Below are 9260 nucleotides of genomic sequence, written 5' to 3' on the forward strand. Positions count from 1 at the left end.
TGGTCTCCCCACTACCATCGGGCGGTAGCCAGAAAAAATCTTGGGTTGTCGCGACGCTTTTTCTGTGACGGCTACGTCTTTATGAGTGGGATGAACGATGACACGATTCGTGAGCTGATCGGGCCGTATGTAGACGACGACCTACCAACTGAGGCGAAGCGCCGGGTTGAGGAGGCAATTCTTGCTTCCCCGGAGCTGGCCTGGGAGGTGCAGTCGCTCAAGATCACCCGTGAGAGACTCCGCACCGATGCCGGGGAAGTTGTGGCGTCGGATGCGTTTCGTGCTCGTACACTGCGAGCACTCTACGCCGATAATCCTCACCTTCAGACCGAAGACACAGAAACAAAACACCAAGAAGCCGGGCAGTTCACGCTGCCCATTAAACTATAGCCCTCCTCCCCCTGCCCCTCCTCCCAATCCTGGGAGGAGGGGAAAAGAGGGGAGCCGGAACCTGAATTTCTCTCCCCTCTGCCAATCCTGCCTCCGCAGGGTTGGGAGGAGGGGCAGGGGGAGGAGGGATTCGGGGAGGAGGGTGGAGAAAACCATGCAAGCAATTACCGCACGAAAAGACCTTTACGAGGCCATTCAGACCGTCGGACGCGCCGTTTCAGGACGCTCGACCCTACCGATCCTCTCGCACATTTTAGTGACGCCACAGGGCGGCAGTACACTCAAGCTGACCGCCACCGACCTGGAGATGTGGGTGGAGTGCTCGCTCACCGCGCGTATCCAGGCGGGCTTGGGCGACATGGAAGAGGCAGGAGGCTTCACGGTGCCCTCACGCTACTTCACCGAGATTCTGGGCGCACTCCCTGAAGCCGATGTGGTGCTAGATCGACCCGATGGCGGCAATAAAACCCAGCTGCGCTGTGGCCGCTCCGACTATAGCCTGCTCGGGCTGCCTGCGGAGGAGTTTCCGGCCCTTCCTGATGTCGAGCCCACGGCCACGATCACCATGAACGGTGCCGTGCTCAAGGCGATGATCAAGCAAGTCGCCTTTGCCGTCTCCACCGACGAGACCCGCGTAATCCTGACGGGCGTTCTGTTTATCTTCAACGGGCCGCAGATCAAGATGGTCGCTACCGACACCCACCGGCTCGCCGTTCGTGGTGGCGTGGCGTCGGCAGGCGAAGGCCAAGGCCAGGCCGTGCTCCCAGCGCGCGCCATGAACGAGATCAGCCGCCTGGCAGGCGACGACGACGAGGTGGTGATTGCGCTGGCGCAGGGGCAGGCTCGCTTTGAAGTCAACAAGAAAAATTCCAACGGCGATACGCTGGCCACCACGACCCTGATCACCCGCCTGATCGAGGGCCAATTCCCCAACTACGAGCGTGTGATCCCCGGTGGCCACGAGCGCAAGCTGACACTAGAGACCGCTGAGTTCCAGAAAGCCGTCAAGCGCGTCGCCATTGTCGCCCGTGAGAACGCCAACCGGATTGTCCTAGAGACCCAGGGCGCACAGCTCGCGATGTCTGCTGAGGCTGGAACGGTGGGATCAGCACGCGATGAGATCGAAGTGGCACGCGAGGGCGATGACATTCAGATCGCCTTCAACGCCAAGTATCTAGGCGATGTGCTCGCTGCCATCGAGACCGAAGGCGTCGTGCTAGAGCTCACCGAGCCCCTGCGCCCCGGCATCCTGCGTCCGATTGGCGACAACGCCGCCGACTACCTGTGCGTCCTCATGCCCATGCAGGTTATCTAGGCCGAAGCGTGATGTGGTAAGCCGGGGGCGATTCTGCTCCCGGCTTTTTATTTCTGCTCGGGCTTTTCGGGCAAAAGCTCTGGGTTTTTCTGTATAGCGTAGGCACCAAGGCTAACCAGGCAAAATATCACCCCAAAAATGATGGTGGGTATAGCACGGTACTGGTGGCGACCGGGGGAGTCATAGGCCAGTATCCCCAGAACGATGAGCAGAACCCCCACTGCCCCAATACCCAAAGAACCGAGTCCCTCCCAGCGGATCTTGTAGTTTGCCACAAGCTGCTCCGACTTGCTGAGCTCCGCGAACTGCTCAAGCTGCTCAATGGAGTCGCCGTGTCGGATGCGGCGAAACTCCCGCCACGTCCACTTGCCCAGAAGCCCCGCCAGGATCAGCATGATGCTCAGGATCACCGCGTCTGAAAATATGGAGGAGAAGGAAGGGTGGGCGTGTGGAGACGCAACCGTCAGTGCGATGCCCCCGGCAACACAGCCAAGCACCCCCAGTGTTCCTAGAGCGACCCAGCCCCAGGACGCATTTTGGGGATAGCTCAATGTGTCTTTGAGGCGCTCCCCACGACAGGTGCGGCTGTAGCGGTTGAGGGCCGTAAAAAACAACCCCGTGATCGCGCCCAGGACAAAGGGATTGGTGGGAAGCTCGTGCCGGATAAACCAGTCGCCCAGTGTCCAGACCAGCATCTGGAGAAGCAGCATCCCCGCAAGAATCGTCCAGACGAGCGCATCTTGAGGGCGCAGAATGCGGTGAGGGTGTTTCGGTCGTTCTCGTTGGCTCTGGGTTTGCATGGGAGATGCCTTCGACGAAGGACAGGTATAATCCTGCCTATGGGACTGTTTATTGACGGGGCGATCATTCTGCTCTACTTCGCGGCTATCTCGGCCATTGGGCTCTACATGGGCCGCCGGGAGACGAACCTCAAGGACTTTGCGCTGGGGGGGCGGCAGATTCCGTGGTGGGCGGTGATGGCCTCGATCATTGCGGCAGAGACCAGCGCTGCGACGTTTCTGGGGGCTCCGGGCGAGGGCTTTGAGAAGCGGAGCTTGGCGTACGTGCAGCTCACGATTGGGGTGGTGCTGGGGCGCTGGGTGGTGGCGACGGTCTTCCTGAAGCCCTACTACGACTACAAGGTCTACACCGTCTACGACTATCTGGCGATTCGCTTTGGCCCCAAGACCAAGAGCTTTGTCTCGGGGCTGTTCTTGCTGATGCGCACGCTGGCCTCCGGGGCGCGGCTCTTCATTCCCTCCTTGGTGATGGTGCTAGCGTGGAAGCTTTTCTTCGAGCATGGCGGAACCACGGTCGCGTTCCAGCAGGTGGATACCGTCGGGCCGTATATTGTCGCGATCATCGTCCTGACCATTATTACGGCGTTCTACACCACCAAGGGCGGCATTAAAGCGGTGATCTGGACCGATGTGGTGCAGGCGTGCCTGATGTTTGGCTCCGCGCTGATCGCCATTGCGACTCTGCTCAACCATATTGGTGGCTTTGAGGCACTGCTGAAAGCTGTCCCCGCGATGAAAACCCATGAGGGCTATTTGGTTACCGGCTTCGAGCCAGACTTGGTGGCTGCCTGGCAGAAGGACAGTGGCCATGTCGGGGCGATGGGCTTTCTGGACTACATCAAGCTGATCTTCACCGGCGACTACACGATCTTCTCCGCACTCTTTGGGGCGACCATGATGAACATCGCCATGTTCGGCACCGACCAGGACATGGTGCAGCGCATGCTCACCGCCGAGACCCACCAGAAAGCGAAGCGAAGCCTCTTAACGGCGGCGTTTATGGACATCCCCATCGCCGCCGTCTTCACCTTTATCGGCATCCTGCTCTATGTCTACTACCAGCAGGTTCCGGCCAATATGCCCAAGGCGAACTCGGATATTTTTGGGGCGTATATCCTGAATGTAATGCCCGTCGGGATTCGCGGTTTGGTGCTAGCAGGTGTCTTTGCCACGGCGATGGGCTCGCTCTCGGCGGCGCTCAATGCCCTGGCCACCAGCGCCACCAACGACTGGTACGTTCCGGCGCTCGCACGGCGCGGCACGTACACCGACGAAAGAGTGATGGCGGGAGCGAAGGGCTTCACGGTGCTCTTTGCGGTTTTAATGGTGCTGGTCGCGAGTATCTTTGCCTACATGAAGGTGAAAAACCCCGAAATCCGCATCATTCCTGTGGTTCTGGGGATCGCGGGCTATATTGTCGGACCTATGCTGGGCGTTTTTCTCCTCGGGATGTTCACCAAGAACCGGGGCTCGGACAAGGGCAACATGATTGCCATTGCAGTCGGGCTACTAACGACGGGCTTTCTGGGGGATCTTCACATCAAAGTGCTGGATCCGCTGGGCATCAAAATTGCCCACCCCGAGTGGCTCCCACAAATCTCCTTTACTTGGTTTGCCCTGATCGGCTCGCTGACGGTGTTTCTCGTGGGGGTCTGGTTCAAAACCCCGCCCGAAGTCATCGCCGCCGCCAAGCGTAAGCGAGAGAATCTCGACACGGAAGATGATCAGCTGCCGCCCTCGATGCGGCCCGAGACCCAGGAGTAAGGGGCCATGGCCGCGTCACGCTACAAGTGGCTGGTCGTGGGCATGCTCTGGTTCATCTGCTTCTTTAACTATGCTGACCGCCTCGCAATCTTCTCGGTCTTCCCACTTCTGGAAAAAGAGCTGGGCTTCTCTAAGACCGAGCTCGGGGTGATCGGGGCGGCCTTTACGTGGGTTTATGCCCTCACTGCACCGTTTGCGGGGCATGTCGGGGATAAAATGCCGCGCAAGTGGGTGATTCTCGGCGGGCTCTATGTCTGGAGCTTAGTTACTGGGCTGACGGCCCACTGCACGAAAGTCATCCACTTCGTACTGGTGCGCGGCGCGGAGGGGCTGGGCGAGACGTTCTACTTTCCGGCATCAATGGCGCTCATCAGCGACTACCACAGCCCCAAGACGCGCTCGCGGGCTATTGGGCTCCACCAGACCAGTATCTATGCGGGGACGATTGCTGGTGGGGCGCTGGCGGGCTGGATGGGCGAGAAGTACGGCTGGTACTCGCCGTTCTGGGTGCTGGCCGGAGCCGGGATCGTGCTGGGGTTGGTTCTCCAGCGCTTTATCCGCGAGCCGCAGCGCAACCAAGCGGAGCGCGAGGAGCGGGCCACGGTGGAAGTAGAGGACGTTGAGGAGGTCGCGCAGGAGACACTCCCCATCGGGCAGTTTCTACGCGAGTTTGTCCGCACGAAAACGGCGGTCTTGCTGATCATCGCCTACTTTGGGGCGAACTTAGTGGGGCTGGTCTTTTTTACCTGGATGCCGACGTTTCTCAAGGAGAAGTTTCATCTGAACCTTGCGGTAGCGGGGCTGGGCGCGACTCTGTTTATCCAGCTTGCCAGCATGGGCGGCTCGGTGCTGGGCGGCGTGGTCGCGGACCGCTGGAGCCAGACCAATAAGGCGGGGCGGATTCTGGTGCAGGCATTTGCCGCGCTAGTCGGCGCGCCGTTTATCGTGCTGTGCGGCTGGACCCGCGATCCGTGGATGCTGATCCTGGCAATGTCGTGCTTCGGGCTCTGCAAGGGGATCTACGACTCCAACCTCACCGCCGCGTTTTATGATGTGATTAACCCCTCGCGCCGGAGCACGGCCACGGGCCTGATGAACCTGCTCGGCTGGCTCGGGGCGGGGCTGGGCTCGCTGGTGATCGGGGTAGCGGTAGACCAAGGCGCGACCATGAGCGCCGCGATCTCGTCCACGGGGCTGGTCTATCTGGGAGTGGCAGGTTTTCTCTTTGCCGCTGCCCGAACTCGGTTAGCGTAGGACTTCTTTCCAGTGCGCCGGGGTCGGCATGGGCTTGTAGGAAATGTTCAAGTCCGGCGTCTCCAGCTTCACGCCTTTCTGGAAGTGGCTGTCAATGCCATAGGCGAGAATCCCGGTGGTGAGGGTGGTGCGGGCGCTCGGGGCCGTGGGCTTGCCGGTGAGGTACATCTCCTCCAGCGCCCGCACGGTGGCGGAGAAGTGCTTCAGACGCGGAACCTCATCGAGAAAATACGACGCAGCGATGATCTCTTTCTTGCCCTTCTCACGGTAGCCAAAGGCAAACTCCTGGGAGTAGCCATTGGGCATCAGAACCGTCATGCGCTGCCCGTCGCGGTACTCAATGTCGTAGGCAAAGACATCCTGCGTAAAGTCCTGCGGCCTGCCGTTGGGCTTCTTCAGCGATGCCAGTGCAGCATCGGCGATATCTTTGGGCCAGCGCCCTTGGTTATGTGCCTCCCAGACCGCCGCGCCACTGAGCACCTGGACGCTCTTGACTCCCGTCTCGCCGCCACGCCGCTTCTCGACGATGTTCTGGCCGGTCTCTATGGAGTGAAACCCATACGACTCCAGGCCGCCGTAGCCGACCGCGATGACGTGGTCCAGGTGTGCGTTGTGCGGCAGGGGCACAAAGGGCTCGAACTTAGCAAAGGGCAGGCTGCTTCCCGCCATCCAGGGAATCTTAAGCGCGTTGATGGTCTGCCACATGTACTTGGCCCAGGCCCAGTTCCACGAGAGGTGCTTGTCGTTGAAAATCGGCACGACGCGGCCTGACTGCCGAAAGACACTCACGATCTGGTCGAAGAGCTCGCGGCGTGGGTAGAGCTGCTGGCCTTTCTCATTGAGCGGGTACGTTCCGTGCTCTCCAATCAGCACCACCCCGTCCACGGCCAGCGTGTCGCCGCCGCAGCAGAGCGCGGTCGCCACCGACGGGTAGAGCGGAACCCGGTGCTTCTTGGCGGTTGCTAGCCCAATATCGTTGCTCGCGATCTCCATGAGGTGCATGGAGACAACCTCACAGAGCGGGGGCTCGTAGTGGTCATCGAACTGCTTACCCTCTAAAAACTTGGTGCAGTAGCAGATTCCGTGGCTGGTCGCGCCGTACTGGGTTAGGATCACCGCGAGACGTGGCCTCGTCGCTCGAGCTTGGAAGGTATTCATCTTAAGACTGGTTTCGTGCTACGTGCCTAGGTTTCCTGCTACGAGAGACACTTCCACGGCTGCGACTTTGTACTCCGGACAACCCGTGACTCGGTCACAGACATCCCCGATCACAGCGTTGGTTGCGGTTTCCGGGAAGTGGAAGGAAAGAAAGACCGTGCCGGGGGCGACGCGCCGAGTGATGCGTGCTGTGGCTCTGGCAGTGCCCGTTGCGCTGGTGATCGTGACCGTTGAGCCATCAGGGATGTTTCGTGCGGCGGCGTCTTTGGGGTGCATCTCCAGGTAGTCCGCAGTCTCCAAGGTGACGTTGGGAGTGCGGCGGGTCATGGTTCCGGCGTTGTAGTGCTCGAGGACGCGCCCTGTGATAAGGGTCAGACTGCCGCCTTGGAGCGAGGGCGAGGGCAGGTACTCCACGCGGGTGAGCTTGCCTTGGCCCCGCGCGAAGCGCTCGGCATGGAGCAAGGGAGTGCCGGGATGCTCCGGGGTGGGCACGGGCCACTGGAGGCCGTCGCCCTGAAGCCGGTCGTAGGAGATTCCGGTGAAGGCGGGGATTGCTCGCGCGATCTCGTCCATGACTGCGGCTGGTGTCCGGGCTTCCTGCGGCCAGCCGGTTGCCTCCATCAGTGCCAGGAAAATAGCCCCATCGGTCTGTGCCTCGCCAGGAGCATCTACCACCTTGCGAACCCGCTGCACCCGTCGCTCCGCATTGGTGAAGGTTCCATTCTTCTCAAAGACGCAGGCTGCGGGCAAGACGACTGTGGCGCGCTGGGCGGTCTCCGAGAGAAACAGCTCCTGCACGACTAAGAACTCCAGGCTGTCCAGCGCGGCCAGAGTCCGCCCTGAGTCCGGGTCCGTCTGGGCGATATCCTCCCCGAAGATATAGAGCGCGGTGAGCTCACCCTGACGTGCGGCTTCGAGCATCTGAGGAATCGTCAGGCCGACACTCTCGGGAACGGCGCGCCCCCAGAGAGTGGCAAAACGCTCCCGAACGGCGGGATCGCTCACGGGGGCGTAGCCGGGGAGCATGTCGGGCTGGCAGCCCATGTCGGCGGCGCCTTGGACATTGTTCTGCCCCCGTAGCGGGTTAATCCCCACGCCCTCACGCCCCACTGCCCCGGCAAGAAGCGCCAGGTTGCAGAGGAGCATCACGCCCTCGCTGCCCTGGTAGTGCTCGGTCATCCCGAGGCCGTGCACCATCATCGGCTTTTCCACACTGCCGTAGTGCCGCGCCGCTTCCCGCACCCTTTGGGCCGGAACTCCCGTGACAGCTTCGAGCGCCTCGGGAGTTTGGGTGCGGATAAAGGGCTCGAACTCGTCCCAGCCCTCGGTGCGGGCGGCGACGAACTCCGTGTCGACAAGCCCTTCCTCAACCAGAGCGCAGGCGAGGCTATTGAGCAGCGGGACATTGGTGCCCGGCTTGAGCTGAAGGTGGAGATCCGCCAGCGTGGCCAGCTCCGTACGGCGAGGGTCAATGACGATCAGAAATGTCCCCATCAGAGCGGCTTGCTTGATCCGCGCTCCGATCACCGGGTGAGCATCCGTGGCATTGGAGCCGCTGACAAGAATGAGGTCCGCACGCTCAAGATCGGCGTAGCTATTGGTCGCCGCGCCCGTGCCAAACGAGGCGCGCATCCCCGCCGCCGTCGGCGCGTGGCAGACACGGGCGCAGCAGTCGACATTATTGGTGCCAAGCGCCCCTCGGAACCACTTCTGGAAGAGGTAGTTCTCCTCGTTGGTGGCTCGTGACGACGAGAGCCCGCCCACCTTACCGGGGCGGCTCTGAAACTCCTGCCCGATCCGCTCCAGGGCTTCCCCCCAGGAAGCAGGCACCAGCACACCGTCCTTGCGAATCAGAGGCGTCGTGAGGCGCTCCGGGTGTGCGACGAAGGCATGGGCATAGCGCCCCTTCACACACAGGTGCCCGTGGTTCACCGGTGACTCCGCGCCCTCGATCTGAACAATCTGATTGGTGGTAGGGTCTGCGTGAACCTCCAGCTGGCAGCCGACCCCACAGTAGCCACACGTCGTCTGCACGACCTTGAGCTCCGTGCGCCCGGCGGCCTTCTCGCGGTCAATGTCGGTGATAGCACCCGTAGGACAGGTGTCGGCGCAGGCGCCGCAGGAAACGCAGTCGGTCTCGGCGAAGGGAATCCCGCCCCAGGTGAGGTGGGAGCTCGCGCCACGACCTGCGACGGCATAGACAAACTGGCCCTGCACCTCCTCGCACGCACGGACACAGCGACGGCAGAGGATGCAGGCATCGGTGTCGAGGCGGAGATAGGGGTGGGAGGTGTCGGTTGGTGTCTCCCGAGGGGAGCGCACGCCCGTGTAGCGCGTGCCGTCCACGCCCCAGCGCTCCAGCACCTCCCCGACCCAGCCGCCGGGGCGAGCCTCCGTGCGCATCAGCTCCCCGAGATCCCGGCGGTAGGCGAGCAGACGCGGCGTCTCGGTCTGGATGTCCGTATTGTCGCGAGCTGGGGTGCTACAGGCAGCAACCAGCCGACCGTCCACCTCGACCAGGCAGGAGCGGCAGTGCCCGCCCGTGAAGAGCTTTTCGTCGTGGCAGAAGGCAGGAACCG

The 9260-nt window shown here is 61.7% G+C and carries 7 protein-coding genes; 4 read left to right on the forward strand and 3 right to left on the reverse strand.

Going from position 1 to position 9260, the window contains the following annotated elements:
- A partial coding sequence (locus RMO15_RS19500; protein ID WP_309715678.1) for a zf-HC2 domain-containing protein occupies positions 1 to 390 on the forward strand: 390 nt, incomplete at its 5' end.
- Positions 391 to 544: 154 nt separating this feature from the next.
- A complete protein-coding gene (gene dnaN / locus RMO15_RS19505; protein ID WP_309715681.1) occupies positions 545 to 1705 on the forward strand; it encodes a DNA polymerase III subunit beta in 1161 nt (386 codons plus the stop codon).
- A gap of 47 nt (positions 1706 to 1752) precedes the next feature.
- Here the strand turns inward: dnaN and RMO15_RS19510 are convergent, their stop codons facing one another.
- On the reverse strand, positions 1753 to 2505 hold the full coding sequence (locus RMO15_RS19510; protein ID WP_309715684.1) for a hypothetical protein: 753 nt from the start codon (positions 2503 to 2505) through the stop codon (positions 1753 to 1755).
- A gap of 39 nt (positions 2506 to 2544) precedes the next feature.
- Here RMO15_RS19510 and RMO15_RS19515 point away from each other — a divergent pair, with 39 nt between their 5' ends.
- Positions 2545 to 4269, forward strand: coding sequence for a sodium:solute symporter (locus RMO15_RS19515; RefSeq protein ID WP_309715686.1), 1725 nt, complete (start codon positions 2545 to 2547; stop codon positions 4267 to 4269).
- 6 nt (positions 4270 to 4275) lie between these two features.
- The gene (locus tag RMO15_RS19520; RefSeq protein ID WP_309715689.1) at positions 4276 to 5523 is read left to right on the forward strand and encodes an MFS transporter; all 1248 of its coding nucleotides are present in this window, start codon (positions 4276 to 4278) and stop codon (positions 5521 to 5523) included.
- Here the strand turns inward: RMO15_RS19520 and RMO15_RS19525 are convergent.
- A complete protein-coding gene (locus tag RMO15_RS19525) occupies positions 5515 to 6681 on the reverse strand; it encodes a hypothetical protein (RefSeq protein WP_309715694.1) in 1167 nt (388 codons plus the stop codon). The genes RMO15_RS19520 and RMO15_RS19525 overlap by 9 nt on opposite strands.
- 18 nt (positions 6682 to 6699) lie before the next feature.
- Positions 6700 to 9260, reverse strand: a 2561-nt coding sequence (fdhF, locus tag RMO15_RS19530; protein ID WP_309715697.1) for a formate dehydrogenase subunit alpha, incomplete at its 5' end; no start/stop codon positions are given.

Origin of the sequence: Armatimonas sp. (assembly GCF_031410135.1) — a bacterium.
Lineage (GTDB): Bacteria > Armatimonadota > Armatimonadia > Armatimonadales > Armatimonadaceae > Armatimonas.